At 71.8% G+C, this 22,690-nt stretch carries 22 protein-coding genes; 8 read left to right on the top strand and 14 right to left on the bottom strand.

The features are described from left to right. Nucleotides 1–72: 72 nt before the first annotated feature. The 3 genes from HZZ00_RS17410 to HZZ00_RS17400 all read right to left on the bottom strand — a co-directional run bounded on the left by HZZ00_RS17410 (nt 73) and on the right by HZZ00_RS17400 (nt 2,574). Nucleotides 73–1,140, bottom strand: a complete 1,068-nt coding sequence (locus HZZ00_RS17410; protein ID WP_180333047.1) for a 1-acyl-sn-glycerol-3-phosphate acyltransferase — start codon at nt 1,138–1,140, stop codon at nt 73–75. Beyond that, nucleotides 1,137–2,000 carry a patatin-like phospholipase family protein gene (locus tag HZZ00_RS17405; protein WP_180333046.1) on the bottom strand — a complete coding sequence of 288 codons (864 nt, stop codon included), beginning with the start codon at nt 1,998–2,000 and terminating at the stop codon, nt 1,137–1,139. Before HZZ00_RS17405 ends, HZZ00_RS17410 begins: the two co-directional genes overlap by 4 nt. 82 nt (nt 2,001–2,082) lie before the next feature. Then, the gene (locus HZZ00_RS17400; RefSeq protein ID WP_180333045.1) at nt 2,083–2,574 is read right to left on the bottom strand and encodes a hemerythrin domain-containing protein; all 492 of its coding nucleotides are present in this window, start codon (nt 2,572–2,574) and stop codon (nt 2,083–2,085) included. A gap of 193 nt (nt 2,575–2,767) precedes the next feature. On the opposite strand from HZZ00_RS17400, the gene HZZ00_RS17395 reads away from it, so the two are divergent. Continuing rightward, a complete protein-coding gene (locus HZZ00_RS17395; protein ID WP_180333044.1) occupies nt 2,768–2,995 on the top strand; it encodes a DUF5133 domain-containing protein in 228 nt (75 codons plus the stop codon). Nucleotides 2,996–3,037: 42 nt separating this feature from the next. Here HZZ00_RS17395 and HZZ00_RS17390 read toward each other — a convergent pair whose 3' ends face one another. From HZZ00_RS17390 to HZZ00_RS17360, 7 genes are all read right to left on the bottom strand, one after another. Next, nucleotides 3,038–4,300, bottom strand: a complete 1,263-nt coding sequence (locus tag HZZ00_RS17390) for an NAD(P)/FAD-dependent oxidoreductase (RefSeq protein ID WP_180333043.1) — start codon at nt 4,298–4,300, stop codon at nt 3,038–3,040. Next, the gene (locus HZZ00_RS17385) at nt 4,297–4,491 is read right to left on the bottom strand and encodes a ferredoxin (RefSeq protein WP_070029219.1); all 195 of its coding nucleotides are present in this window, start codon (nt 4,489–4,491) and stop codon (nt 4,297–4,299) included. The genes HZZ00_RS17390 and HZZ00_RS17385 overlap by 4 nt, the downstream gene beginning before the upstream one ends. Nucleotides 4,492–4,547: 56 nt before the next feature. After that, the gene (locus tag HZZ00_RS17380; RefSeq protein WP_180333042.1) at nt 4,548–5,768 is read right to left on the bottom strand and encodes a cytochrome P450; all 1,221 of its coding nucleotides are present in this window, start codon (nt 5,766–5,768) and stop codon (nt 4,548–4,550) included. A gap of 320 nt (nt 5,769–6,088) precedes the next feature. Continuing rightward, entirely contained in the window at nt 6,089–6,748 is a 660-nt protein-coding gene (locus HZZ00_RS17375; protein WP_257585857.1) for a TetR/AcrR family transcriptional regulator, read from the bottom strand. 373 nt (nt 6,749–7,121) lie between these two features. Continuing rightward, complete coding sequence (locus tag HZZ00_RS17370; protein ID WP_180333040.1) at nt 7,122–8,162, bottom strand: NAD(P)-dependent alcohol dehydrogenase; 1,041 nt, start codon at nt 8,160–8,162, stop codon at nt 7,122–7,124. Between the two features lie 23 nt (nt 8,163–8,185). After that, complete coding sequence (locus HZZ00_RS17365; protein WP_180333039.1) at nt 8,186–8,965, bottom strand: SDR family NAD(P)-dependent oxidoreductase; 780 nt, start codon at nt 8,963–8,965, stop codon at nt 8,186–8,188. Between the two features lie 7 nt (nt 8,966–8,972). Next, nucleotides 8,973–9,644, bottom strand: a complete 672-nt coding sequence (locus HZZ00_RS17360; protein ID WP_180333038.1) for a TetR family transcriptional regulator — start codon at nt 9,642–9,644, stop codon at nt 8,973–8,975. A gap of 149 nt (nt 9,645–9,793) precedes the next feature. Between HZZ00_RS17360 and HZZ00_RS17355 the strand changes: the two genes are divergently transcribed. The 5 genes from HZZ00_RS17355 to HZZ00_RS17335 all read left to right on the top strand — a co-directional run bounded on the left by HZZ00_RS17355 (nt 9,794) and on the right by HZZ00_RS17335 (nt 14,334). Then, complete coding sequence (locus tag HZZ00_RS17355; RefSeq protein WP_219014036.1) at nt 9,794–10,963, top strand: CapA family protein; 1,170 nt, start codon at nt 9,794–9,796, stop codon at nt 10,961–10,963. 77 nt (nt 10,964–11,040) lie between these two features. Beyond that, nucleotides 11,041–11,433, top strand: a complete 393-nt coding sequence (locus tag HZZ00_RS17350; protein WP_180333037.1) for a VOC family protein — start codon at nt 11,041–11,043, stop codon at nt 11,431–11,433. Nucleotides 11,434–11,548: 115 nt separating this feature from the next. Next, complete coding sequence (locus tag HZZ00_RS17345) at nt 11,549–12,754, top strand: phosphatidylserine/phosphatidylglycerophosphate/cardiolipin synthase family protein (RefSeq protein WP_180333036.1); 1,206 nt, start codon at nt 11,549–11,551, stop codon at nt 12,752–12,754. Between the two features lie 164 nt (nt 12,755–12,918). Beyond that, nucleotides 12,919–13,206: a hypothetical protein gene (locus HZZ00_RS17340; RefSeq protein WP_180333035.1), complete on the top strand. Its 288-nt coding sequence runs from the start codon at nt 12,919–12,921 to the stop codon at nt 13,204–13,206. A gap of 141 nt (nt 13,207–13,347) precedes the next feature. Continuing rightward, the gene (locus tag HZZ00_RS17335; RefSeq protein WP_180333034.1) at nt 13,348–14,334 is read left to right on the top strand and encodes an intradiol ring-cleavage dioxygenase; all 987 of its coding nucleotides are present in this window, start codon (nt 13,348–13,350) and stop codon (nt 14,332–14,334) included. A 125-nt stretch (nt 14,335–14,459) separates the two neighbouring features. Here the strand turns inward: HZZ00_RS17335 and HZZ00_RS17330 are convergent, their stop codons facing one another. Both HZZ00_RS17330 and HZZ00_RS17325 read right to left on the bottom strand, forming a co-directional pair. Then, nucleotides 14,460–15,398, bottom strand: coding sequence for a zinc-binding alcohol dehydrogenase family protein (locus tag HZZ00_RS17330; protein WP_180333033.1), 939 nt, complete (start codon nt 15,396–15,398; stop codon nt 14,460–14,462). 148 nt (nt 15,399–15,546) lie between these two features. Beyond that, the gene (locus tag HZZ00_RS17325) at nt 15,547–16,188 is read right to left on the bottom strand and encodes an MBL fold metallo-hydrolase (RefSeq protein WP_180333566.1); all 642 of its coding nucleotides are present in this window, start codon (nt 16,186–16,188) and stop codon (nt 15,547–15,549) included. A gap of 87 nt (nt 16,189–16,275) precedes the next feature. Between HZZ00_RS17325 and HZZ00_RS17320 the strand changes: the two genes are divergently transcribed. Together HZZ00_RS17320 and HZZ00_RS17315 are read left to right on the top strand one after the other, a co-directional pair. Beyond that, a complete protein-coding gene (locus HZZ00_RS17320; protein ID WP_180333032.1) occupies nt 16,276–16,701 on the top strand; it encodes a MarR family winged helix-turn-helix transcriptional regulator in 426 nt (141 codons plus the stop codon). Between the two features lie 511 nt (nt 16,702–17,212). Then, a complete protein-coding gene (locus HZZ00_RS17315) occupies nt 17,213–18,883 on the top strand; it encodes a ricin-type beta-trefoil lectin domain protein (RefSeq protein ID WP_257585853.1) in 1,671 nt (556 codons plus the stop codon). 295 nt (nt 18,884–19,178) lie between these two features. On the opposite strand, the gene HZZ00_RS17310 is transcribed toward HZZ00_RS17315, so the two are convergent. Next, nucleotides 19,179–20,192: a LacI family DNA-binding transcriptional regulator gene (locus tag HZZ00_RS17310; RefSeq protein WP_180333030.1), complete on the bottom strand. Its 1,014-nt coding sequence runs from the start codon at nt 20,190–20,192 to the stop codon at nt 19,179–19,181. A 144-nt stretch (nt 20,193–20,336) separates the two neighbouring features. Beyond that, complete coding sequence (yicI, locus tag HZZ00_RS17305; protein WP_180333029.1) at nt 20,337–22,607, bottom strand: alpha-xylosidase; 2,271 nt, start codon at nt 22,605–22,607, stop codon at nt 20,337–20,339. Nucleotides 22,608–22,690 lie beyond the last annotated feature (83 nt).

The raw sequence follows: 22,690 nt of genomic DNA, 5'->3' as shown, positions 1-22,690 counted from the left end.
GGCCGGCTGCCGAGGCCCCGCCCCGGCAGCCGTGGCGGAAGCCGTTCGCACCGCGGCCGGCGGGGCGGTCGGTCACGCGTGTGCCGCCTCCGGGTCCGCGTGATCGGCGATCCAGCGGTCCACACGGGCCCACTGCGCGAGCAGCCACTTGCTGCGGGCGTCCTCGCCCTCGGGAATCCGGCTCGCGGGTACGCGCCACCAGCGTGCCCGCACCGCGTCCCGCAGCGGCAGCCGGCTCCACACGGTGCGTGCCGAGTGGAGGACGTCGAGCCCCGTGTGTGCGACGAAGACCACGTCGGCCGTCGGCGCGGCGGCGATCGCGGCGAGGGCCCCGCCGTCCCGGGGCGGCAGGACATGGTGCATGCGTTCCGCGCGGGAGGCCCGGCGCGGCAGCCCCCGGCGGCGCAGGGAGGCGATGGCGCGCCGGCGGCGGCGCGGTGTGAAGTTGCCGCCCTCCGGGAAGAGCACGAGCGCGTCGCCCGGGCGGAGTCCGGCCGCCAGCTCCCCTATCTCGTCCTCGGCCCGTCCGTGGAGGGGCGGTAGGAAGCAGTGGGGGACCCGTCCGACGAGGACGTCGAGCGCGGGGTCGGCGCGCAGAGCCCGCTTCAGGACGGTGTGCGGCCGCAGCCCGGCCTGGCTGAGCAGGGTCTGCAGCAGGAGGAAGGAGTCGCCGACGCCCGCGTGCCGCACGAAGACCAGGACGGGCGCGGCGTGCCGCACGGGGCCCGGCAGCGGGGGCGTCACCTCCAACCGGAGCCCGAAGATCCGTGTGGCCGCGCGCCGCAGCAGTCGCAGCACCCGCTCCAGGGCGGCGTACGCGTCCTCGGCGGCCACGAGGCGCCGCTCAGCGCGCTCCCGTCTGCCCGGCAGCCGTCTCGCCCACAGACCGGCGGCGGCCACCAGCGCCGCCGCGTCCACCAGGAGGTACAGCAGGGCGAAGGCCGTGATCCGCACGGGCCGCCAGGCGCCGCGCGCGGGGAGGGAGAACGGCACGCACAGCACGCACGCGGCGACGAGGATCGCGGCCACCACGGGCACGAGGGCGAGCAGCAGCACGATGGTGGTCGTACGGCGCAGTCCGGTGACCATCGCGCCGGCCGGCCGAGCCGGGAGACGACTGCGCGGACGTATGCCGATCACGACGCGCCGTCGGGCGCACCGAGCACTGTCTCCAGGTACCGGGAGGAGGCCGCGTAGGCACGCTCGATGCGCTCGGCGGTCCGGCCGAAGGTGCGGTACCGCAACTGCCGCAGGCCGGCGGTGCCCTCGTCGGGGCCCGAGCCCGACGGCAGCACGCGGACCGTGACGCCGGGCGGCAGGTCCGCCATGTCGCGGGCGAACCGGTGCCTGCGAGCGATCTCGAACGCCACCAGCGCCACCTGCCAGGGAGCCCGCGGCGGAGAGAGGGCCCGCTCGACGCGGCCGACCTGCAGGACGTACACCTCGGTCGCGCCGAGGGCCACCGCACGACCGACGGGGATGCTGTCGACCAGGCCGCCGTCGACGAAGTGCTCGCCGTCGAGCCGGACGGGCGGCAGCAGACCGGGCACCGCGCAGGAGGCGAGCACGGCGTCCACCAGCGGGCCGGCGGTGAACCAGTGCTCGGCGGCCCGTTCGATGCTCGCCGCCGCGCACTGGTACGGCAGGGCCAGATCCTCGATCCGGCTCACCGGCAGGTGCGAAGCGAGCAGTTCGCGCAGCGGCGTGGGCTGGTAGAGGTGGGTGCCGCTGCGTACGGCCGTGCCCAGCCGCCCGAGCAGTGATCCGGAGAACACACCGGCGCGCCCCAGGCCGGTCCACAGGTCGGCGAGCCGGGCCACCGAATCCTGTGACGGATCGGCGGCGACGGCGGCACCGTTGATCGCGCCGACGGAGGTGCCGACGACGAGGTCCGGGTGCACGGCGGCGGCGAACAGTGCCTTCAGCATGCCGATCTCGTAGGCGCCGAGGGCACCGCCGCCGCCCAGTACGAAAGCGCGGGTCGGCCGGCTGTCCTCCATGGACGCAGGGTGCCCCGGCCCGGCGACCCCAATCACCGGACCCAGGGGCTCGGCTACGAGCTGGCCTTCGCCCCGAGCCTGGTCAGGAACCGACGATGTCGCGTACGTTGTCGAGCGAGCCGCAGCCGGCCTTCAGTTGGCGCTCGCGCTCCTGCGTGAACGCCGCTCCCAGTTCCTCGCGCCGCTCCATCGCCACGTTCTCGCGCGCGCCGTTGAGGATGGTGCGTTCCTCCTCGTCGGCGTGGTGGGTGACGGCTTCCACCAGTGCCTCCAGCTTGGAGTCCCACTCCTCCGAGCCGACCTCCTCCACCTCCAGGAGGTCCAGCAGCGCCTTGTTGCCCTCGTCGTGCTCGTGCTCGCCGTGTTCGACCTCTTCGTCGTCGATGTCCTTGTAGCGCTTCAGGGCGGGATAGACCTTGGCCTCCTCGGCCAGCGCGTGGGCGATCAGCAGGTCCGCGAACTCGCGCAGCGCGGCGGCCCGGTCGGCTTCGACGCTGCGCATCAGGCGGAACAGGTCCTCCATGCGCCGGTGGTCTTGAAGGATGAGCTCGACGACGTCACGTGTCTCGGCCATGGCAGGGCACCACTTTCGTGCGAACGGTTGGGTCACTACCGCTTACCCTGACCGTCCGCGTTGATGGCTTCCGCTTTCCCGGCCACGACGCCCCGGCCGCCGTTGCCGAATTCCACGGGAATGGCGGCCGGGAGCGGGGGCACAAGGGTCGCTGTAGTTACCAAGTGATTCGTGGTGATGAGGGAGACCCCCGATGCTCATGGCACACCCCGCCGTACTGAAGAACCTGGTCGAGCAGTACGAGACGCTGCGGATACTGCACGCCGAAGACGGCAGCCCCGAGGTGCGCCAGCGCATGGACGACGTCGCCTACACCCTGTGCGTGGCGACCGGAACCCGTGATGTCGACGCCGCGCTCATCGCCGCCCGCCACCGTCTGCCCGGCGCCCGTCCGCAGGACGACTCCCTGCTCAGCGTCTGACCGATTCCACGGCCGCCCCGAGCCGGAGCCCTGCTCAAGGGCTCATCCCTCCACTGCCTCGGCCAGCCGTGCGGTGGCCTCCGGCCAGGGCGACGGCGTGGCGACCAGTGCGCGCAGGGACCTGGCCCGGCGTGGCGGCAGACCGATGGCCAGGGCTCCGGTGGCGTGGTCGGGCGTGCCGTACAGCGCGGCCAGCCGCAGCGGGTCCTTGTCGAGACGCAGCACCTGGACCCGCTCCGCGTCGGCCAGGACGCCGTACGCCTGGAGCTTCAGGCTGTACTGGTCGGACCAGAAGTAGGGCACCGGAACGAACGGGCGGCGTTCGCCGAAGCGTTCGGGGTCCAGCTCGGCCAGCAGATTACGGGCGGCGGCCAGGCCCTGCTCGCTGGCGTTCATGCGGTGCTCGATCCGCAGGTGCCGCCGCAGCACGGGGTGGTACCAGCGGGCCACGTCGCCCGCGCCGTACAGCCCGGGGGCCGCGGCGCAGAACTCGTCGCAGCCGAGGCCGTCGGACAGGTCCAGGCCCGCCGCCTCGGCGCCGGGCCCGCGCAGCCAGTCGACGGCGGGAACGGAGCCGATGGCGAGGAGGACGTCGTCGGCCTCCACGACGGTGCCGTCGGCGAGGACGACGCCGCTCACCCGTCCGGACCGCTCGGTGACGCCGGTGACCGCCCCCGTGTGCAGGGTGACACCGTGGGCGCGGTGGGCCTCGGCGAGGAGTCCTGCGACCTCCGCGCCCAGCACCCGCCGCATGGGGGTGTCCTGGGTGCCGACGAGGGCCACGTCGTGACCGAGGGTGCGCGCCACGGCGGCGGCCTCGGCGCCGAGCACGCCGCTGCCGACGACGGCGAGCCGCCGGCCGGGCGTGGCCAGGCGCTCGCGCAGGCGGAGCGCGTCGTCCAGGGTGCGCAGGACGTGCACGCCTCGGACCCCTGCGGTGCCGGGCAGGGCGCGGGGTGTCACACCGGTGGCGGCGATGACGCCGGCACACCGCAGGACCGTCTGTCCCTCGCCGTCCAGGGTGAGCGTGCGCCGTCCCGGGTCGTAGGCACTGGCACGGGTGCCCAGTCGCAGGTCGAGTTCCAGGTCGGTGATCTGCGTGGTGTCCCGCAGCGCGGTGCGCTCGGGCTCCCAGGCGCCGGAGAGGACCTGCTTGGACAGCGGCGGGCGGTCGTAGGGCAGGTGGGGCTCGTCGCCGACGAGGGTGATCTCCCCGTCCCAGCCCAGGCGTCGCAGCCCCTCCGCCGCGGCCAGCCCGGCCGCGGCGGCGCCGACGACGGCGATGCGGGGGCGGGCGGTGCTCATTCGCGCACCTGGATGGCCGCGGCCGGGCAGATGGTGGCGGCCTCGCGGACCGCGGCGTGCTGCGCGGCGTCCGGAGAGGCGTTCAGCAGGACGACGATGCCGTCCTCGTCACGCTGGTCGAAGACCTCGGGGGCGACCAGCACACACTGGCCGGCGCCGCAGCACTTCGCTTCGTCGACGGTGATCTTCATCGGTGTTTCCTTCTGTGTGGGGGGAGTCGTGATCCCTGGGGGTTCGGGGGATCCGGTCACCAGGTGACCGGCAGCGCGTGGCAGCCGTAGATGACCATGTCGGTGCGGAAGGGGATCTCCTCGACCGGCACGGCGGGACGCATCCCGGGGAAGCGGCGCAGCAGGGTGGTGATGACCACCTGCAACTCGGCGCGGGCCAGGGCCTGGCCCAGGCACTGGTGGATGCCGTAGCCGAAGGCCACGTGGTGCTGGGCGTTGGGGCGGCTGATGTCGAGCCGGCCGGCGTCGGGGAAGGTGTCCTCGTCGCGGTTGGCGGAGGGCACGGCGACGATGACGCCCTCGCCCTTGCGGATGAGCTGCCCGCCGACCTCGACGTCCTCCAGGGCCGCGCGGCGCGGACCGTTGCGGATGATGCTGTGGAAGCGCAGCAGCTCCTCCACGGCGCCGCGGATGAGGGAGGGGTCCTCGCGCAGCCGGTCGGCGGTCTCCCGGTCGAGCATCAGGGTCAGGGCGCTCAGGCCGATCATGTTGGCCGTCGTCTCGTGTCCGGCGACCAGCAGCAGCACGGCGAACGCGACGAGGTCCTCGTGGGTCAGCTCGCCCTTGTCGTACTGCTCGGTGATCAGGCGGCTGAGGATGTCGTCGCCCGGCTCGGCCTTCTTCGTCCCGACCAGGTTGTCGATGTAGGCGAGCAGCTCGGTGCGGGCCGCGCCGCGCTCCTCCTCGGGGATCTCCCGGGCGAGCAGGGCGCCGGTCAGCCGCTGGAAGGTGTCGTGGTCCTCGTACGGCACGCCCAGCAGCAGGCTGATGGCGAGCGACGGCAACGGCAGTGCCAGGGCCTTGACCAGGTCGACGGGGTGCTCGGAACGGTCGGTGCGCTCCATGGCGTCGCACAGCTCGTCGGTGAGCTTCTGCAGGGTCGGGCGCAGGGCCTCGACCCGCTTGACCATGAAGTCGCGGGTGACCATGCGGCGCAGCCTGGTGTGCTCGGGCGGGTCCATGCGGATGAAGCCGCGGGTGGCGCCGGGACGCGGCCCGCCGCCGGTCATGCCGCTGACCGGATAGCCGGGGGTGGAGGTGTCGGAGCTGAAGCGCGCGTCGCCGAGGATCGCCCGGACGTCCGCGTAGCGCGTGGCCAGCCAGGCCCAGCCGCCGTCGTCCAGGGCGACCTTCGACAGGGGTTCCTCGATCCGCAGCCGGGCCAGCCCCTCCGGGGGGTCGAAGGGGCAACCGGAGGGCGGCTGAGTGGGAAGCGCGGGAAGTGCTGCGGTGGTCATGCCGCTCCTTGGGGGGAGAACACGTTGGATAACAGTTGTTAGCTTACAGCTGTATCCCTAGGGTGTGGCGCCGTCCGGACGTCAGAAAAAGTGAAGAAAATCCGGCGGACCGGTGTGCGGCGCCGCCAGGACCGCCCCGCCGCGGATACACGGCCGGAGAAAGCACTGGTCAGGGAAGTGCGCTCAGCCTCAGAGGCGCGCCCGGCAAGGGGCGCGCTGCGGGGCGCGCCGACCGGGAGACGTGACTGCCCGCACAGGCGTCGACCAGGGACGCGGCCGCTGGGACACACGCCCGCCAGGGGCGTGCGGGGCGGTGCCGGTCAGCGCTCCAGCAGAAGGTCGAGCAGTTCGTCGACGAACCGGTCGAGCCGGGCGGGGTCCTTGCGGCGCGGCATCACCTGCCACAGGGTGATCCTGCCGTGCAGCGCGCACCACAGCATGTACGGGGCGTCCGCGCGGGTACCCCGCACTCGCCAGCCGGCCTCCTCGCACGCGGTGAGCGCCCGGCTCAGGCCGCGCAGGAGCAGCCCCGCGGGGTGGCCGTGCAGGCGCTCCTCGTCCACCGGCGTCTGCCAGGTCTCGCACATCAGGCGGTACTTCGCCGGATTCGCGATAGCGAATCGACAGTAGGCGGTCAGCTGGGAGCGCAGCCGTGCGAGCTGGTCGTCCGCGGGCGCCGAGCCGTCGGCCTCGGACATGATCCCGGCCAGCCGCTCGTAGTGCTCCGCCAGCACCGCCCACACCAGTTCCGTCTTGTCGGAGAAGTGGCGGTAGATGCTCGGGGTGGCGATGCCGACCTCCCGGGCCACGGCACGCAGCGACAGGGCGTCCTCGCTGCCCACCTGCTCCAGCAGCCCCCCGGCGGCCCGCAGGATCTCCTCGCGCAGCCGTTCTCCCTGCCCGCGCGGGTTGCGTACGCGGATGGTCCGCTCGGCGGCGGCCCCGACGGTCCCGCCACCGTTCTGCTTCTGCTCGGCCACCGCCGCACCTCCCTCGCATCCGGACACCGGCACCGCAGCGGCCGGAGAGCACCGTGCGCGGATCAGCGCGCGGCACCGAACCGAACCTACATGACACCCTCTGCCGACCGGCGCGGCGTCTTCCGCCGCATCGCCCCGAGCCCGGACGGGCGGTCCGCCGTCACCGCCGTCACGCTGCCCCTCCCCCGCGCTGCGGGACATCCTCGGCGACGCACTCGCACACGCGGGCACCGCGGGGAAGCGGCGCTCCACGGCTCCGGCGTGGCACGTGGTGGGCCGCCTCCCGGCCGTCCCGAGTCCGCACGGGTGCACGCACACCGGCCCGGCCACCGCGGGTGAGGACGGATGCGGTGGCCGGGCCGGGACGCGGTGGTCAGCCGTTGGGGAGGATCACCGCGCGGCCGTTGATCGTGCCGGCGTGCAGCCGCTCGTAGGCGATCGGGGCGTCGTCGAGCGAGAACGTCTCGGTGTGCACCGACACGGCGCCGGAACGGGCCAGCGCGAGCACCTCGATGAGTTCGGCGCGGGTGCCCCAGTAGGGAGCGGTGACCGAGACCTCGAAGGGCAGCAGGCCGAAGCCGACGGGCAGCGCGGCACCGCCGATGCCGACGAGGGTGACGTCCGCCTCGACACCGGCGACGGCGGCCGCGGTGCGGACGGTCGGCTCCACGCCGACGAAGTCGAAGACCGCCTGCGCGCCGGTGCCGGAGGTCAGGTCGCGGACCTTCCCCGCGGCCTCGGCGTCGGAGAGCACGGCCTCGTGGGCGCCGACGGAGCGGGCCAGTTCGAGCTTGTCCTCGGTGACGTCCAGGGCGATGACCCGGGCCGGGGTCATGGCGCGCAGCAGCTGGATGGCGACGTGGCCGAGCCCGCCGGTGCCGATGACGACGGCCGTGGAGCCGGCGACCAGCTTGGGCAGCGAACGCTTGATCGCGTGGTAGGGCGTGAGGCCCGCGTCGGTCAGCGGTACGGCCGCCACCGGGTCCAGGCCCTCCAGCGGCACCAGGTGCCGGGGATCGTCGACGATCATGTACTCGGCCATCGAGCCCGGGGAGCCGAGGCCGGGCGGCATGATGCCCAGCTCGGCGGCGCGCAGGCAGTAGTTCTCCTTGCCCTCCGCGCACTTGGCGCAGTTGCCGCAGCCCCAGGGGCCGTAGACGGCGACGGCGTCGCCCTCGCCGAGCCCGGTGACGCCGGCGCCCAGTGCGGCGACGGTGCCCACGCCCTCGTGCCCGAGGGTCAGCGGCAGCGGGTAGGGGAAGTTCTCGGCGGGCCAGCTCATCACCGCGATGTCGGAGTGGCAGACGCCGGCCGCGGTGACCTTCAGGAGGACCTGGCCGGGGCCGGGCTCGGGGTCGGGGACGGTGACCACCTCGGGGGCGGCGCCGACGGTGCGGTACTGCAGTGCCTTCATGGCGTACGGCTCCTTTCCGGGGCTCAGAGGGCGGTGTAGGCGCCGTCGACGAGGTGGTAGCCGCCGGCCACGAACGAGGCGCGGTCGGACAGCAGGAAGGCGACGAGTTCCGCGACCTCCTCGGGGCGGCCGAGTCGGCCGGCGGGGTGCAGCGCGACCAGGCCGTCGTACGCCGTCCGGTCCATCCCCTGGAGCAGCGGGGTCTCTATGAAGCCGGGGCCCACGGCGTTGACGCGGATGTTCTTGGCCGCGTACTCGGCGGCGGCGGTCTTGGTCAGACCGACCACGCCGTGCTTGGCGGCGACGTAGGCGGCGGAGCCGGCGAAGCCGACCGAGCCGAGGATGGAGGCGACGTTGACGATCGCGCCGCCGTTGCCGGTGGCCTCGATGGCGGGCAGTTCGTGGCGCAGGGAGTAGAAGACGCCGTCGAGGTTGGTGCGTACGACGCGGTCGTAGGCCTCGATGTCGTACTCGCCGGTGGGCGCGCTCGGGCCGCCGATACCGGCGTTGTTCACGGCCAGGTCGAGGCCGCCGAAGGTGTCGACGGTGAAGGCGACGGCGGCGGCGACCGACTCGGGCGAGGTGACGTCCAGCCGGACGGCGGCGGCCTCGACGCCCTCGGCCTTCAGTTCGGCGGCGGCCTTCGCGGCGCCTTCCTCGTTGTGGTCGGCGATGACCACCGCGGCGCCGCCGGCGCCGAGCCGGCGGGCGGTGGCCAGGCCGATGCCGGAGGCGGAACCGGTCACCAGGGCGCGGCGCCCGGCGAACTCGGTCGGGTGTTCGGTGTTCGAGACAGTGCTCATGGTGCCTTCACTCTTCGCTGTTGCGGTCGGCGGCCGCTCGGGCGGCCTCCGAGGTCAGGGCGTCGTAGGCCCGCTCCACCAGGGCGGCGAGGTCTGCGGCGGCGGAGTCGTCGTCCGGCGCGCCCCGCGCCCACAGGCGCAGCGCGGCGGTGAGGACTCCGGCGGCGGCGTCGACCACGACGGCGGGGCGTACGTCCCGTACGTCATCGGTGTCGAGCCGTTCGGCGATGATGCGGATCGACTCCTCCTGGGCGTCGACCCGGATGCGTTCGTACGCGGCGAAAAGGGCGGGTTCGCTGTCCACGAGGGCCAGCAGCCGGCGCATCCGGGGCCGGACGTGCCAGGCGGGGTTCTCACGGTCGGCGAGCCAGTCGCGTACGGCTGCGCGGTAGGCCGGCAGGGGAGGTTCGGCGGCGGGGCGCTCCCGCAGGAGGGCGTTGATGCGGTCGCCGTCACCGCGGACGAAGTCGAGGGCAGCGTCCTCCTTGCCGGTGAAGTACCGGCTGAAGGTCCGGCGGGTCACGTCGGCCCGCTCGGCGATGGCCTCCACCGTGGTGGCGGCGAGACCGCGTTCGAGGATCAGCTCGACCGCGGCGGTGGCCAGCGCCTCACGCGTCTTCCGCGCCTTGCGCCGTCGCCGGTCCTCGGTGGTGGCGGTGGGGGGCTCCGTTGCCGTCATGCCGTCACGATAACCCCTCGTGTCCCAGTGGGACACATTTCCCAGTGGGACACTTGTCTCATTGGGACGTATCGACATCGGGACATACCGAAACACGCCGGTGGGTGACACTGCGCCAGGAGCGCGTGGCCGCTCCGTAGCATGAGCCGGTGATCACGTCCGGCGGTCAGTGCCCTCGACAGCGGCGCGAACGGCGGCGGCCGGGACGCCGCCCGTTCACCCTCTTCCTGTCCGGGACCGCCGCGGTGGTCGTCATCGCGGCCCTCGTGTCCCGCGGCGGCGCCGGGCACCCGGCATCCGTCCGCTCTCCCCAGGCCCCCACGCGGGCGACCACGTCGCTCGGCGCAGCTGCCCCGCCGCGCCCCGCGGGCGACGTGCGGATCGCCGCCGTGGGCGACGTCGTGATGGGTTCGCTGCCGGACGACCTGCCGCCGGACGACGGCGCCTCGTTCTTCGACCCCGTCGAAGAACTGCTCACCGGGGACGTGGTGCTCGGAAACCTGGAGGGCACGCTCACCACCGGCGGCTCCAGCAAGTGCGACTCCATCGAGGGCCCGAACTGCTTCGCGTTCCGCGTCCCGCCGTCCTATGGACACCTGCTCAAGAAGGCCGGGTTCACGGCCATGAACACGGCGAACAATCACATCGACGACTTCGGCGCGGAGGGTCGGCGCGAGACGTTCGCCGCGTTGCGCTCGGCGAACCTGCTGTACACCGGCCGCCTGGGCCAGATCACCGTGCAGCGGGTGCGCGGGATCAGGGTCGCGCTCATCGGCTTCGCGCCCGACCACGGGGCGAACGACATCACGGACATCCCCGCCGCTCGGCAACTCACCGCGCGCGCCGCGAAGATGGCGGACATCGTGATCGTCACCATGCACGCCGGCGCGGAGGGCTCGGACCGCACCCACGTGGAGCCCGGCACCGAGTACTTCCTCGGCGAGAACCGGGGCGACGGCTACCGCTTCAGCCACGCGGTGATCGACGCCGGGGCCGACCTCGTCGTGGGCAGCGGCCCGCACGTGATGCGGGGCATGGAGTTCTACAAAGGCAGGCTGATCGCCTACAGCCTCGGCAACTTCACCGGTTACGGGGTGCTCGGGCTCGGCGGCACGCTGTCGACCAGTGGCGTGCTCCAGGTGACCCTCCGCGCCGACGGCGGCTACGTCTCGGGGCAGCTGCGTCCGACCCGGATCGTGGCACCCGGCACTCCAGAGCCGGGGGGCGAAGCGATCGACCTCGTCTCCGGCATGTCGGAAGAGGACTTCGGCCCGCACGCCGCGCGGATCTCGGCGCAAGGAACGATCCGGCACCCGTGAGGGCGCCCGGGCCCGCCGCCGACTGAATCCGGCAACCGGGGATATCCGCAGAGGCAGACCATCCCACGGGAGGAAGCATGACTTTGGTGAAGGCGGGCTTCGTGGTCCTCGACTGCGCCGAGCCCGAGAAACTCTCGGTGTTCTACAGGGAGTTGCTGGAAGGCGAGCAGACGGGTGCCTCCGCCAACCTCGTGGAGATCCGTGGTGCCGACGGGGTACGGCTGGCCTTCCGCCGTGACGTGAACGCCACGTCGCCCAGCTGGCCGCGCCCGGAGAACTCCCTCCAGGCCCATCTGGTCTTCCTGGTCGAGGACATGGACGAGGCCGAGCGGCGGGTGGTGGGACTCGGGGGCCGACCGATCGACACGAAGGACCCGGCGGGGCCGTACGAGGAACGCGGATACGCCGACCCGGCCGGTCACTCCTTCACCCTGCGTCTGATGCCCGTCACGGCGCCCAAGCAGGGCTGAACCGCTTGGTGTACCCGCGCTGGAGTAAGGCGGTGCCGGACGGGCATCCGCTTGTCGGGCTCCGTCCGGCAGCCCCTGACGTTCTGTTCTACGGCCTGGTAGGGGATCCGGCGTGATGGTCGACGATGTAGCAGCACCCTCCGCTCGCTGTGCCATACCCGACGCGGCGGCGCGCAAGCAGCGGCTGCGCCGCCGGCTGGAACGGCTGATCGGCGTGGCCGCCACCGAAGGCAACGCCCTGACGCCCCTGCGCAACGGAGACGAGATCTTCCCCGCGATGCTCGGGGCGATCCGCGCGGCCCGGCACACCATCGACATGATGACGTTCGTGTACTGGCGGGGTCAGATCGCCCACGACTTCGCCGCCGCCCTGGCCGACCGTGCCCGCGCGGGGGTGCGCGTGCGACTGCTGCTCGACGGCTTCGGCGCCAAGGAGATCGAGCGACGGCTGCTCGACCTCATGAGTACCGCGGGCGTGCAGGTGGCCTGGTTCCGCAAGCCCCTGTGGCTGTCACCGTTCAAACAGAACCACCGCTGCCACCGCAAGGCCCTCGTGGTCGACGAGCAGACCGCCTTCACCGGCGGGGTCGGCATCGCGGAGGAATGGTGCGGTGACGCCCGCAACCCCGCCGAGTGGCGCGACACCCATGTACAGGTGAGCGGTCCGGCCGTGGACGGCATCGCGGCGGCGTTCGCACAGAACTGGGCGGAGTGCCACGACGAACTCTTCGACGAGCGCGACCGCTTCACGGAACACCCGCAGACCGGCTCGTCGGTGGTGCAGGTGGTGCGCGGCTCCGCGAGCATCGGCTGGCAGGACATGCAGACCCTCATCCGCGTCATGCTCACCTCCGCCGAGGAACGCTTCCGGCTGGCCACCGCCTACTTCGCCCCCGACACCTATTTCGTCGACCTGCTGTGCGACACCGCTCGGCGCGGGGTGCGGGTCGAGATCCTGCTGCCCGGGCCCCACACCGACCAGCGTGCCTGCCAGCTCGCGGGCCAACACCACTACACACGGCTGTTGCGGGCCGGTGTGCACATCCGCCAGTACCAGCCGACCATGATGCACGCCAAGATCATCACCGTGGACTCGGTCGCCTCGCTCGTCGGGTCCACCAACTTCAACCGCCGGTCCATGGACCACGACGAAGAGGTCATGCTCGCGGTCCTGGACGAGACGTTCACCGCCGCTCTCGACCGGGACTACGAGGCGGACGTGGAGCGGAGTGCGGAGATCGACGCCGCGCGATGGAGACAGCGGGCAGTGCTGCAACGCGCGAAGGAAGCCGCGGTCACCCCGCTCCGACGGTTCCTTTGACGGTATCGGCCGAGGGCGGAACAGCCGGTCCCCCCGCCGGGATGGTGCCGAGACGGCCACCGGTGGTGATCCTCGGGGCGGCCGGCGCCGTCCCTGGTGAACCTCCCGCACCGGCCGTACGTCTTCCCCGGTGATCGTCACCATACGAGAAGGGGAGGGCGTACGTGACCGCCAGGGACGTCGAGCGGAACGACGAACAGGGCCATGGTCCCGTGCCGTGGTGGGCGGACCTCGGGGCGTGGGGAGCCGTCGCACTGATGGTCTTCGGTGCTCTCGCGGCGGCATGGGTCTGGTTGCGACTGCCCGGCACGCCGGAGGAGTTGGCGACCGGGTACTACGGGGCCGCCAAGGTCGTCGCCATCGGTCTGGTGATCGGGGGAAGCGCCCTGCTGAACCGCCGTCGCTCCCGGGCCGCGGACGCCGGGAAGACGACCGGGGCGGAACGCGCCTGACTTTCCGGCCGTCGCGGTCCTTGGCCGGACCAGTACCGGCCTACCAGCGATCCGGCCAGGGGTTGGCCTGTTAGGGCGCATGGTTCACATGAGGCTCACAGACTGTTCCCCATGGGGCTCACAGACAGCGTTCCTACCGTCATGCGCATGTCGAGATCCTCTGCCGAAGAGCCTGACAACGCCCTCGTCTCCCGGTTGGTGTCCCGCCGCCGCATGCTGGTCCTGGGCGGTGCGGCCGGCGCCGTCGCCCTCAGCGGGGCGGGGGCCGTCGCGAGCGCCGCCGACCGCGGCGCCGCCGGCGCCGACACCCTCGGCGCGGTGAAGGCGGCCGCTTCCGCGTCCAGTGCCTGCATGTCGCTGACCACGGAGCAGATCGAGGGCCCCTACTACATCGACTACGAACTCTTCCGGAGGAACGTGGTCGAGGACCGCACCGGAATCCCGCTCCTCCTCGTACTGCGCGCCGTGGACAGCGCGACCTGCGAGCCCATCCGCAACTCGGCCGTCGAGATCTGGCACTGCGACGCGTCCGGCGTCTACTCCGGCTACACCCGGACCGGCAACGGCGGCGGTACGCCTCCTGGTCCGCCGCCCTCCGGCACGCCGACGGCGCCTCCGGACGGCCCGGGCGGTCCCGGCGGTCCGGGCGGCGGGGGCGGCCACGCGACCCCGACCGACGACCTCACCTGGCTGCGCGGCATCCAGATGACCGACCACCAGGGTTTCGTCACCTTCCGGACCGTCTTCCCCGGCTGGTACACCGGCCGCGCCGTCCACATCCACACCAAGGTCCACACCGGCGGCTCCCGGACCTCCGACGGCTACACCGGCGGACGCACCTGCCACACCGGGCAGTTCTACTTCTCCGAGGCCGCGGTGAAAGCCACCTCGGACACCGCCCCCTACTCGGCGAACACCGTCACACGCGTCACCCTCGACCAGGACTCGATCTACCCGAAAACCGGCACGCAGGGCGGCCTGCTCGAACTCGTCTACGACAAGAAGCACATCGAGCGCGGCGTCATCGGCCACCTCACCATGGCGGTCGACCCGAGCGCCACGAACGACGGCCAGGGCGCACCCGGCGGCGGCCCGGCCCCCACCACATCACCGACCCCCTCCGCCTGACACGACGACCTCGGCGCCAGTGCCGACCAGACGAAACGGCCCGGACACGCGCATGTGTCCGGGCCGCCGTTCGTTCCGGCCCCCCGCCCCGGCAACCGCCCCTTCCCGGCCGCCACCTGACGACTTCACATCAGCACCGCGATGGTGCCCCGGCCTCCCCCCTTCCGACGGGTCTCCACCGCATCCGCCATCCGCGCGAAGGGCAGGGCGGTGGTGCGGAGGGCGAGCCGGCCGTCGGTCAGGTCCCCCAGCAGCCGGTCGAACACCTCGGCGGGGACGTGGCGGCGCACCATGTTCATCGGCAGCAGGGCGACGTCCCGGGACATCAGCGTGGGCAGGTCGACACGGAGCGTGGTACCGGCCACATAGCCGATCAGAACCGCCCGCCCGCCGGGCCGCATGGCTCCCAGAAAGCCCGGGACGGTGTCCCCGCCGACGGTGTCGAGCAGGACGTCGGCCTCCCCTTCGACCGTGACCTCTGCCCCGGCCGGGCGGACCAGCACCTCGTGCGCCGCGTCGGGTACGGCACCGGCCGCGTCCTCGTCCCGGACCACGGCTACGACGTACGCCCCGGCCCGGGCGGCCAGTTGCACGCAGAGCGAGCCGACGGCGCCGGCCGCGCCGGTGACCAGGACCCGCTCTCCCCCGCCGATCCGGCCCACCTCCTCCACGGCGGCCCACGCGGTGGTCATCGGCGAGTAACAGGTGGCGGCGAGCGCGGCGTCGGCCTCCCGGGGGACCTCGCGGAGCGCGTCGACCGGGACGCCGACCCGCTCGGCCCAGGTACCGTCCCGCTCCAGGCCGATGCCACCGCCTCGCACCAGCACCCGCCGGCCGAGCAGCGCGGCGTCGCCCTCGACGACGGTTCCGACACCCGCGGTGCCGGGGGTGAACGGCAGCGCGGGCCGGTGCGTGAAGGTGCCGGTCATGACGGTGAGGTCCAGGTGGGTGACGGCGGCGGCCTCGACTTCCACGATCACCTCGCCCTGCAACGGCGGCCCCGGAAGCCCGGTCTCCTCCAGGTCGGGTGCGGTGTCCCAGGCGTGCAGACGAGCGGCGATCATGGCGTACTCCAGAGTCGATTCCTCAAGGGCGGTGCTCCGTGAGGGGAACACCGCGCCGAACCCGCCGTCCAATCCTTCCGCAGACCGAAAATGCCCGCGTTCGCAAGCATCCAGGCGCCGTGCCGTCGCCGGTGGCGGTCGGCGGCCCTCAGTCGATGCGGACGCTCGTGTCCGGGGCCAGGCGGTGGTAGCGGGCCGGGACCCCGGGACCCCGCTCACCGAGGAAGCCCTCGACCATGGTGGTGCCGATGTCGTTGAGGGCGCCGTCGTGTACGGCGTAGGCGTCGCGGGGAGCGACCTCGCGCAGGTAGTCGATCAGATCGCCGACGGTGGACCAGGGGGCGTGCACCGGCAGCAGCAGCGTGCCGACCGAGGCCCCGGGGACGGTGAGGGCGTCGCCGGGGTGGAAGAGGGCACCGTCCACCAGGAAGCCCACGTTCGGGACGCGCGGGACATCCGGGTGGATGACCGCGTGCCAGGCCCCGTGGACCGTGACGTCGAAGCCCGCCGCGCCGAAGGCGTCCCCCTCGCCGGTGGCGGTGACCCGCGCGCCCAGGCCGTCCAGCCGCTTCGCGACGGACGAGTTGGCCCAGATACGCAGACCCGGACGCGCCGCGGCGGCCCGGCGCAGCACCTCCTCCGAGAAGTGGTCGAAGTGCTCGTGCGTCACGAGCACGGCATCGGCGCCTTCCAGCGCCCTCGGATCGGTCAGGCCGCCCGGGTCGATGACCAGGCGGCGCCCGTCCTTCTCGAGCCGCACACACGCATGACCGAACTTGGTGAGCTCCATGACTGGCATGCCCTTCTCTCATTATTGAACCTGGTTGTACAACTTAACTGTACAACTGAGTGTGGCATAGGCGGCTACGATGACCCCATGGACGAAGACGCGCTGGCCGAGGAGCTTCGACGGTCACTCGGTGAGCTGGTCCGGGCGGTGCGGACCGTGGACACCATGCCGCCCGGCGAGGCCGCCATTCTCGGATTCCTCGACCGCGACGGCCCCTTGACCACGGCCGAACTCGCCCGCCTGCGCGGTGTCACGCACCAGTCGGCCGCCAAGTCGGTCAAGGACCTCACCGCCGACGGCCTGGTCCACGGCGAGCAGCACCCCGAGGACGGCCGGAAACTCCTGCTGCACGTCACCGACGCCGGCCGCTCCCGCCTCCGGCGGGAACGCGCCGCCCGCGCAGGCGCCTTGGGCGCCGCCATTCGCGAGACCTTCGACCCTGACGAGAAGCAGCGGCTCAGCGAGGCCGTCGCGCTGCTGTCCCGCCTGACGGCCCGCCTCACCGGACACTGACCGCGCATCGAGCGAGCAGCCGCCAACGCCGCCTTTCCCGGGCTTTACGGTGCGGCCGTCCCCATTTCCGGCCGCACCGTCCGAACAGGCCGAACGCCCCTCCGCTTGGCGAACCACGGACTTAAGCACCCAAGCCGTTCCCAGTACGCTGCGCAGCCTTGACGGTGCTGGTCTGGGCCAATACCGTCTGCTTCGCACAGAACTCCACATGGCTCAACACCGCTAAAAATCACCCGAGTTGGTGATGCATCCGCCGGTTGGAGACGACAGCCCGGCCGTCCGCTGCGGGTCTGCCTGTCGACGGCAGCCCAGGCACCGACCGTCGCCCCGTTCGCCGTCATCCGGATCCGCAAGGGCGCGTGCGCTGCTCACCGTTGATGGAGATCACCAGGGTGACACAGCGAACAGAACGCGATCATGTGATTCCTCGGAGGCCAGACCTATGCAATCACCCCCTGGAAGGGCACCGCGCCGCAGGTGGAAGAGAGCGCTCTCTCTGCTTCCCGTCGTCGTGCTGACGGTGGCGGCCACCGTCAGCACGACACTGAACGCCCAGGCTGCCGTGCCCCCGGCACCGTCGGGCTTCACACTCACCTGGAGCGACGACTTCAACGGTGCGTCCGGCACCGGCATCGATCAGAACCTGTGGAAGTACGACACCGGGCCGGGCAGCAACTTCGGCACCGGTGAGATCGAGACGATGACCAACAGCACCTCGAACGTCTACTACGACGGTCAGGGTCATCTGGTGCTCCAGGCCCTGCACTCGGGTTCCGACGCGCGCAGCGGATGGACCTCCGGGCGCGTGGAGACACAGTCGGCGAGCTTCGGCGCCCCGGCGGGCGGTGTCGTACGCATGGAGTCCGTCCTCCAGCAGCCCAACGTCACCACCGCCAACGGCGCGGGCTACTGGCCGGCGTTCTGGATGCTCGGCGCGCCGCTGCGGGACGGTGTGACCTGGCCGAAGTCCGGCGAGATCGACGTCATGGAGGACATCAACGGCCGCAGCTCCGTCTTCAGCACCCTGCACTGCGGTGTGAACCCGGGTGGGCCGTGCAACGAGTCGACCGGCATCGGCTCGGGTGAACGCGCCTGTTCGGGCTGCCAGACCGGCTTCCACGACTACGCGGTGGAGATCGACCGCTCCATGTCGCCGGAGCAGATCAGGTTCTACCTCGACGGGAACAACTTCTACACGATCAACGCCAACCAGGTGGACGCCACGACCTGGTCCGACGCGGTCGACCACCCCTTCTTCATCATCTACGACCTGGCGATCGGCGGCGGCTTCCCGGACGCCTTCGGCGGGGGCCCGAACGCGTCCACGGTGTCCGGCGGCAAGCTGGTCATCGACTCGGTGGCCGTCTACAACAAGGCGCCCGGCTCCGGAGGCGGTGGCGGTGGCGGCGGCGGCTCGGTGAGCGGTCAGACGATCACCGGACCCGGCGGCAAGTGCGTGGACGTGGCGGGCGACGACACCGGCGGCGACGGCACCGCGGTCCAGCTCTGGGACTGCCAGTCGGCGGCCAAGGACCAGCACTGGACCTGGAGCGGCCAGACCCTGCAGACCCTCGGCAAGTGCCTGGACATCGCGGGCGGCAACAGCGCCGCCGGCACGAAGCTCCAACTCGCCAACTGCAACGGCGGCGGCTACCAGAACTGGGTGCGGCAACCGGACGGTTCGCTGCGGAACCCGACCAGCGGCCGGTGCATCGACTCCCCGTCGGGTGCCACCGCGAACGGCACCCGCCTCCAGATCTGGGACTGCAACGGCTCCGCCGCCCAGCAGTTCGCCATCGGCACCCCGATCTACGGACCGGGCGGCAAGTGCGTGGACGTGGCGGGTGACGACACCGGCGGCGACGGCACCGCGGTCCAGCTGTGGGACTGCCAGCAGGCCACGTCGCTCGACCAGAAGTGGACCTGGAACGGCCAGACCCTGCGCACGCTGGGCAAGTGCCTGGACATCGCGGGCGGTGTGAACGCGGCCGGTACGAAGCTCCAGTTGGCCAACTGCAACGGCGGCGGCTACCAGAACTGGGTCGCCAACGCCGACGGCTCGATGTCCAATCCGACCACCGGCCGGTGCATCGACTCCCCGTCGGGTGCCACCGCGAACGGCACCCGCCTCCAGATCTGGGACTGCAACGGCTCCGCGGCCCAGAAGTTCTCACTGGCATGACGTGGGTGAGCCCTGTCTGAGCCGAGGCGGGGCACGTCGAAGGACCGCACCTCAACCGGCGCGGTCCTTCGGTCTGTTCGCCGCTGCACAGGTGGCCCGCAGGCCGGCTGGGCCTCCGTGAAGCATCGCGCCGCGGGTTCGCGGGCAGCGGTCCCGGAGTCGGGGATGGCCCTGCCCGGACCCATGTCCCGCCGGCTCCGCGCCGTCGCCACGTCCATGAGGAGCGGCCCGTCTGGGAGGCGGGTTCCCGCTGGAGGCGATCCGGGACGCCGCCCTGCCGATTCCGGTGGAAGGCTCAGGGCGCGGCCGGCGCCGGTCCCGAGCTGGCCCGGACGGTCAGCTCGGGTGCGATGAGCACCGCGTCCTCCGTCTCGCGCCCGTCGAGTTTGCCCACCAGGAGCTCGACCGCGTGCCGGCCCATCTCCTGGGCGGGGACGGCGACCGAGGTGAGCCGTACCGAGGCCTGGACGGCGACCTGCTCGGGGCAGACGGCGACCACCGACACGTCCTCGGGCACGGCCCGCCCCTGGCGGCTCAGCGCGGCGAGCAGGGGCTCCACCGCGGACTCGTTCTGCACGACGAAGCCCGTGGTGCGCGGGCGCTCGTCGAAGATCCGGGACAGGGTCACCGCCATGGCGTCGTAACCGCCTTCCCAGGGGCGGTGCAGTACCTTCAGGCCGAGTTCGCGTGCCCGCGAGCGGAGGCCGTCGAGGGTGCGTTCGGCGAAGCCGGTGTGCCGCTCGTAGACGGCGGGGGCCTCGCCGATGACGGCGACGTCCCGGTGGCCGAGCTTCGCCAGGTGCTCGACGCAGAGCGCGCCCGTCGCGCTCCAGTCGAGATCGACGCAGGTCACGCCGGCGGTGTCGGCGGGCATACCGATCAGCACGGAGGGCTGCTCGGTCGCCCGCAGCAAGGGCAGCCGGTCGTCGTCGAGTTCGACGTCCATGAGGATCATCGCGTCGGCGAGGCCGCTGCCGGTGACCCGGCGCACCGCGTCGGCGCCCTCCTCGCCGGTGAGCAGAAGGATGTCGTAGCCATGGGTCCGGGCGGTGGTCGCCACGGCGGTGGCGATCTCCATCATCACCGGGACGTACATGTCCGTACGCAGGGGGATCATGAGGGCGATGATGTTCGACCGGTTGCTGGCCAACGCGCGGGCACCCGCGTTCGGGTGGTAGCCCAGGGCCCGGATGCTCCGCTCGACCCTCTCCCGGGTCCCCGCGGAGATGGACCGCTTGCCGCTGAGGACATAGCTCACCGTGCTCGCCGAAACCCCGGCGTGCTGGGCGACCTCTGCGAGAGTGACCAACCGGCTCTCCAGGCTCTACGAAACGCTTCGACAGGACACGTGATCCGACGGGGAAACAGAAAGGACGATTCCACCTTAGTACCAGCTAGATGCGTGTGTCCATGACTGTCGAAGCGCTTCGACTACTTCAGCCTGCCGGTCACGTCAGGCCGGCGACACCGTGACCCGGCCGGTTCCGGTGGCGCTCGGGCCGCCGGCGACCTGGACGGTGAAGGGCTTGTCGGTGCCCTCCGCGGTGACGCGCAGGGCGTCCCCTTCCCAGCGGAGGCGGAAGGTGGCGCTGGTGGCGCCGGACTGGTCCGGGACGGTCACGGTTCGCTCGTCACCGTGCTCGGTGGTCGGGTGCACCAGCAGCGTGATGCCGTCCAGCCAGTCGCCGTCGGGTCGCCGGCCGTCGGCGGCCAGCGGCAGGACGGCTCCCTCGCGGACGTACAGCGGGAGGCTGTCGTAACCGTGGCGCTCGATGCGCCAGGCCGGGCCGGTGACCGTCTCGCCGGTGAGCAGTTGTGTCCAGACGCCCCCGGGCAAGTAGACCTCGACCTCGCCGTCTTCGGTGAAGACCGGGGCGACCAGCAGATCGGCGCCGAGCATGTACTGACGGTCCAGCGGGCGGCAGGCCGGGTCGCCGGGGAACTCCAGCACCATCGGGCGCATCGACGGCACGCCCGTGCGGTGGGCCTCGACGGCGGCACCGTACAGGTACGGCATCAGACGGTGCTTGAGCAGGGTGAAGCGGCGGGCGACGTCGACGGCCTCCTCGCCGAACTCCCACGGCACGCGGTAGGAGGAGGAGCCGTGCAGACGGCTGTGCGAGGAGAGCAGGCCGAAGGCCAGCCAGCGCTTGAACACCGAGGCGTCGGGGGTGCCTTCGAAGCCGCCGATGTCGTGGCTCCAGAAGCCGAAGCCGCTCAGCGACAGCGACAGTCCGCCGCGCAGTGACTCGGCCATGGCCTCGAACGAGGACCAGCAGTCGCCGCCCCAGTGCACGGGGTACTGCTGGCCGCCCGCGGTCGCGGAGCGGGCGAACAGCACCGCCTCGCCCTGCCCGCGTTCCTTCTCCAGGAGGTCGAAGACGGTCTTGTTGTACAGCTCGGTGTAGTAGTTGTGCATCCGCTCGGGGTCCGAGCCGTCGTGCCAGACGACATCGGTGGGGATGCGCTCGCCGAAGTCGGTCTTGAAGCAGTCGACGCCCTGGTCCAGCAGCGGCTTGAGCTTCGACTGGAACCAGGCGCGGGCCTCGGGACTGGTGAAGTCCACCAGGGCCATGCCCGCCTGCCACAGGTCCCACTGCCACACGTCGCCGTCGGCGCGGCGCACCAGGTGCCCCAGTTCGGCGGCCTCGTCGAACAGCGGGGACTTCTGGGCGATGTACGGGTTGATCCACACGCTGATCCGCAGGCCCTTGGCCTTCAGCCGGGCCAGCATGCCCTCGGGGTCGGGGAAGACGTCCGGGTCCCACCGGAAGTCGCACCACTGGTACTCGCGCATCCAGAAGCAGTCGAAATGGAACACGGACAGGGGGATGCCGCGCTCGGTCATGCCGTCGACGAACGACATCACCGTCGCCTCGTCGTAGGAGGTGGTGAAGGAGGTGGTCAGCCAGAGGCCGAAGGACCAGGCCGGCGGCAGGGCCGGGCGCCCGGTGAGCCCCGTGTAGCGGCTGAGGACGTCCTTGGGGGTGGGACCGGCGACGACGTAGTACTCCAGGCTCTGGTCCTCGACGCTGAACTGGACCTGGCCGACGGATTCCGAGCCGACCTCGAAGGAGACCCTGCCGGGGTGGTTGACGAAGATGCCGTAACCGCGTGAGGAGAGGTAGAACGGGATGTTCTTGTACGCCTGCTCGCTGCTGGTGCCGCCGTCGGCCTGCCACATGTCGACGACCTGTCCGTTCTTGACGAACGGGGTGAAGCGTTCGCCGAGGCCGTAGACCTGCTCGCCGACGCCGAGCGCGAGCTTGGCCACCATGTGGTGCTCGCCCCGGTCGGTGGTGGCGAAGGCGGCACCCTTGTCGCCCGCCCGGGTCAGTTCGCGGCCGTCGGCGTCGCGAAAGCTCAGCGCGAACGGGGCGGAGCGGTCCAGGCGCAGGCTGAGCGGGCCGCTGATCAGCTCGGTGACATCGCCTTCGGCGCGCACCTCCCCCGCACCGCCCTCGTCGCCGCCGAGGGTGAAGTCGGGGCCGGTGCGCCGCTTGCCGGAGTGGTGGGTGAGGCGGACGCCGATGACGCCCTCGGCGGGCGAGAAGCAGTCGACGGAGATGAGCGGCGCGTTGAGCGTGTCACCCCTCCGCGTCACGCGTTGCACTGCGGCATGGGCAGTGATGCGCTTCGACTCCACGCGGACGTCACGCACGTCGATGGCGTAGTCGATGTGTACGCCATCGCGAACACGCCAGAAGCCGTCGGTGAACTTCATGATCTTCCCCAGGGGTGCGGAGGCTGTCGAGCCGGGACACAGGCATCGCCACGAAGGCTCTGAAGAGGCTTGATTGTGCAGGC

This window comes from Streptomyces sp. NEAU-sy36 (assembly GCF_013423905.1).
GTDB lineage: Bacteria > Actinomycetota > Actinomycetes > Streptomycetales > Streptomycetaceae > Streptomyces > Streptomyces misionensis.
This window is presented reverse-complemented; position numbering and strand designations above follow the sequence as displayed.

Coding starts and splice junctions, on each gene's coding strand:
- HZZ00_RS17405 (WP_180333046.1), bottom strand. CDS start 2,000: ATGGAGGACAGCCGGCCGACCCGCGCTTTCGTACTGGGCGGCGGCGGT.
- HZZ00_RS17400 (WP_180333045.1), bottom strand. CDS start 2,574: ATGGCCGAGACACGTGACGTCGTCGAGCTCATCCTTCAAGACCACCGG.
- HZZ00_RS17395 (WP_180333044.1), top strand. CDS start 2,768: ATGCTCATGGCACACCCCGCCGTACTGAAGAACCTGGTCGAGCAGTAC.
- HZZ00_RS17390 (WP_180333043.1), bottom strand. CDS start 4,300: ATGAGCACCGCCCGCCCCCGCATCGCCGTCGTCGGCGCCGCCGCGGCC.
- HZZ00_RS17385 (WP_070029219.1), bottom strand. CDS start 4,491: ATGAAGATCACCGTCGACGAAGCGAAGTGCTGCGGCGCCGGCCAGTGT.
- HZZ00_RS17380 (WP_180333042.1), bottom strand. CDS start 5,768: ATGACCACCGCAGCACTTCCCGCGCTTCCCACTCAGCCGCCCTCCGGT.
- HZZ00_RS17370 (WP_180333040.1), bottom strand. CDS start 8,162: ATGAAGGCACTGCAGTACCGCACCGTCGGCGCCGCCCCCGAGGTGGTC.
- HZZ00_RS17365 (WP_180333039.1), bottom strand. CDS start 8,965: ATGAGCACTGTCTCGAACACCGAACACCCGACCGAGTTCGCCGGGCGC.
- HZZ00_RS17360 (WP_180333038.1), bottom strand. CDS start 9,644: ATGACGGCAACGGAGCCCCCCACCGCCACCACCGAGGACCGGCGACGG.
- HZZ00_RS17350 (WP_180333037.1), top strand. CDS start 11,041: ATGACTTTGGTGAAGGCGGGCTTCGTGGTCCTCGACTGCGCCGAGCCC.
- HZZ00_RS17345 (WP_180333036.1), top strand. CDS start 11,549: ATGGTCGACGATGTAGCAGCACCCTCCGCTCGCTGTGCCATACCCGAC.
- HZZ00_RS17335 (WP_180333034.1), top strand. CDS start 13,348: ATGCGCATGTCGAGATCCTCTGCCGAAGAGCCTGACAACGCCCTCGTC.
- HZZ00_RS17330 (WP_180333033.1), bottom strand. CDS start 15,398: ATGATCGCCGCTCGTCTGCACGCCTGGGACACCGCACCCGACCTGGAG.
- HZZ00_RS17325 (WP_180333566.1), bottom strand. CDS start 16,188: ATGGAGCTCACCAAGTTCGGTCATGCGTGTGTGCGGCTCGAGAAGGAC.
- HZZ00_RS17320 (WP_180333032.1), top strand. CDS start 16,276: ATGGACGAAGACGCGCTGGCCGAGGAGCTTCGACGGTCACTCGGTGAG.
- yicI (WP_180333029.1), bottom strand. CDS start 22,607: ATGAAGTTCACCGACGGCTTCTGGCGTGTTCGCGATGGCGTACACATC.